Raw genomic sequence first — 1,593 nt, forward strand, 5'->3', positions numbered from 1 at the left:
CGGCGGCCATCGCCCGCCCCACGCGCGGGTCCGCCGCCAGGCCCAGGTAGTCGTTGCTGCAGAGCACCGTCACGCGCTCGCCCGCCGCCGTGGTCGCCGCCGCCCCGTCGTAGCCGTAGAGGGGCTCGGGCCGGCGCATCAGCCCCGCCGCGCGGCGCTGCTCGAGCGCCGGCGCCAGGCGGGCGTCGAGCTGCGCGGCGGGGTCGCTCACGGCTCGAGGTCGGCGCAGGCGTGCTCGCGCGGCTCCAGCCCCATCCCCAGCCGCTCGAGGAGCCGGCGGTCGTGGTCCTCCCCCGGGTTGCCCGCCGTCAGCAGCCGCTCGCCGAGGAAGAGGCTGTTGGCGCCGGCGCTCAGGCACAGGGCCTGGAGCTCGTCGCTCATCTGCTCGCGCCCGGCCGCCAGCCGGACGTAGGAGCCCGGCATGAGGATCCGCGCCACGGCGACGGTGCGCACCAGCTCGAACGGGTCCACCGGGGCGGCGTCCTCCAGCGGCGTGCCGGGGATGGGGATGAGCTCGTTGATCGGCACGCTCTGCGGCTGCACCGGCAGCCCGGCGAGGGTGCGCAGCAGCTCGGCGCGGTCCTCGCGGGACTCGCCCATGCCGACGATCCCGCCGCAGCAGACCTTCAGCCCGGCGGCGCGGATCCGCTCGAGGGTCGCCAGGCGCTGCTCGTAGGTGTGGGTGGTGACGATCTCCGGGTAGTACGCCGGCGAGGTGTCGAGGTTGTGGTTGAAGTAGTCGAGCCCCGCCTCGGCGAGGCGCTCCGCCTGGCCGTCGCGCAGCGCCCCCGCCGACAGGCACGCCTCGAGCCCCTCCGCCTTGACCGCCCGGACCATGGCGAGCAGCGGCTCCAGGTCGCGCTCCTTGGGGCCGCGCCACGCCGCGCCCATGCACAGCCGGTTGGCGCCGGCCTGCCGGGCCCGGCGGGCCGCCGCGCGGACCGCCTCGACGTCGAGCAGGGCCTCGCTCTCCAGGCCGGTGTCGTGGTGCACGCTCTGGGCGCAGTAGGCGCAATCCTCCGAGCAGCTGCCGGTCTTGACCGAGATCAGGCTGCACGCCTGGACCTGGCCCGGGTCGAAGTGGCGGCGGTGGACGCCCTGGGCCCGGTAGAGCAGCTCCGGCAGGGGCTGCTCGAAGAGGGCGAGGACCTCGGCGGCGCTCCAGGCGGCGGCGGATGAATCGGTCATCGGCGAACCTTGTCGGCTGCTCTCGGCGCGGGACGGCTCACGGGGCCCCTGGGCCCGGGGATTTACGCCCCAGCGCCGCCTTGGCCAAGCTGGGGGCTCCCGTGGAACGGCATGGTAGCAGGGAAGCGGCCATGGTCAACTTTCTCCCTACCCGTTTACTCAACAAGTACGCCGCCCGCGGCCTGGACGCCCTCTATCCACCGCGCTGCCGGCTCTGCGGCGCCCCCGGCGCCGCCGGCCTGGAGCTCTGCGGGCCCTGCCGCGCCGAGCTGCCCTGGAACACCCCCGCCAGCCCGGCCTGCGCCCTGCCCCGCGCACGGGCAGGGCCGCGAGCCGCGGGGCAGGGCGCAGGCCGGGCAGGCGGGGGTGTTCCAGGGCAGCTCGGCGCGGCAGGGCCCGCAGAGC

The 1,593-nt window shown here is 76.1% G+C and carries 2 protein-coding genes and 1 pseudogene; 1 reads left to right on the top strand and 2 read right to left on the bottom strand.

Annotation, left to right across the window (positions count from 1 at the left end):
• Positions 1–211, bottom strand: a pseudogene (locus CKO13_RS12070) (8-amino-7-oxononanoate synthase); the annotation flags it as partial.
• Positions 208–1,188 carry a biotin synthase BioB gene (bioB, locus tag CKO13_RS12075; RefSeq protein ID WP_200261364.1) on the bottom strand — a complete coding sequence of 327 codons (981 nt, stop codon included), beginning with the start codon at positions 1,186–1,188 and terminating at the stop codon, positions 208–210. The pseudogene CKO13_RS12070 and the gene bioB, both read right to left, overlap by 4 nt.
• A 131-nt stretch (positions 1,189–1,319) precedes the next feature.
• On the opposite strand from bioB, the gene CKO13_RS12840 reads away from it, so the two are divergent.
• A partial coding sequence (locus CKO13_RS12840) for a double zinc ribbon domain-containing protein (RefSeq protein ID WP_242468036.1) occupies positions 1,320–1,593 on the top strand: 274 nt, incomplete at its 3' end.

The sequence above is a fragment of the Halorhodospira neutriphila genome (genome assembly GCF_016584055.1).
Classification (GTDB): domain Bacteria; phylum Pseudomonadota; class Gammaproteobacteria; order Nitrococcales; family Halorhodospiraceae; genus Halorhodospira; species Halorhodospira neutriphila.

Bases quoted from the DNA above. Each gene is read 5' to 3' on its own strand.
- bioB (WP_200261364.1), bottom strand. From the start codon at position 1,188: ATGACCGATTCATCCGCCGCCGCCTGGAGCGCCGCCGAGGTCCTCGCC.